The organism is Sneathia sp. DSM 16631 (assembly GCF_014892235.1).
GTDB classification, from domain to species: domain Bacteria; phylum Fusobacteriota; class Fusobacteriia; order Fusobacteriales; family Leptotrichiaceae; genus Sneathia; species Sneathia vaginalis.
Window position 1 is genome coordinate 1 of the sequence record NZ_JADBHL010000037.1, and the last position, 1,185, is coordinate 1,185.

Annotated in this window: 1 protein-coding gene; it reads right to left on the bottom strand. The window is 37.0% G+C overall.

Going from position 1 to position 1,185, the window contains the following annotated elements; translation table 11 throughout:
- Positions 1-1,172: elongation factor Tu (gene tuf, locus IMK15_RS06305; RefSeq protein ID WP_192942285.1), on the bottom strand; the 1,172-nt coding region annotated here is incomplete at its 3' end.
- Positions 1,173-1,185 lie beyond the last annotated feature (13 nt).

Below are 1,185 nucleotides of genomic sequence, written 5' to 3' on the forward strand. Positions count from 1 at the left end.
TTTGCAACAACTCCAGAAGCTACTGTTCTTCCACCTTCTCTTATCGCAAATCTTAATCCTGGTTCCATTGCGATTGGGTGTATTAACTTAACTTCTACTGATACGTTATCTCCTGGCATTACCATTTCTACTCCTTCTGGTAATTGTACTTCTCCAGTTATATCAGTTGTTCTAAAGTAGAATTGTGGTTTGTATCCTGTGAAGAATGGTGTATGTCTTCCCCCTTCTTCTTTTGTTAGAACATATATTTCACCTTTAAATTCTGTATGTGGTGTTATTGTTCCTGGTTTTGCTAATACTTGTCCTCTTTCTACTTCTTCTTTCTTAACTCCTCTTAATAATGCTCCGATATTATCCCCTGCTTCTCCTTGGTCTAATAATTTTCTGAACATTTCAATTCCTGTTACTGTTGTCTTTGTAGTTGGTTTTATTCCTACTATTTCTACTTCTTCTCCAACCTTAACTGTTCCTCTTTCTACTCTTCCTGTTACTACTGTTCCTCTTCCTGTTATTGTCATAACGTCTTCTATTGGCATTAGGAATGGTAAGTTTACTGGTCTATCTGGAGTTGGTATGTAATCGTCTACTGCTTTAATTAATTCTAGAATTTGTTCTTCAGCTTTTGCGTCTCCTTCTAGTGCTTTTAATGCAGATCCTTTTACTACTGGTATTTCATCTCCTGGGAATCCATATTCAGATAATAATTCTCTTACTTCCATTTCTACTAATTCTAGTAATTCTTCGTCATCAACCATATCTACTTTGTTTAAGAATACTACTATGTAAGGTACTCCAACTTGTCTTGCTAGTAATATGTGTTCTCTTGTTTGTGGCATTGGACCATCTGCTGCTGAAACTACTAAGATAGCTCCATCCATTTGTGCTGCTCCTGTTATCATGTTCTTTACGTAGTCAGCGTGCCCTGGACAGTCTACGTGTGCGTAGTGTCTTGTTTCTGATTCGTATTCTATGTGAGCAGTGTTGATTGTTATTCCTCTTTCTCTTTCTTCAGGTGCTTGGTCGATATTTTCAAAATCTACCTTTTGTGCTAACCCTTTTGCTGCTAATACCTTTGATATTGCTGCTGTTGTTGTTGTTTTACCATGGTCAACGTGTCCTATTGTCCCAATGTTAACGTGTGGTTTACTTCTTTCATACTTTTGTTTTGCCATTTGTTTTTCCTCC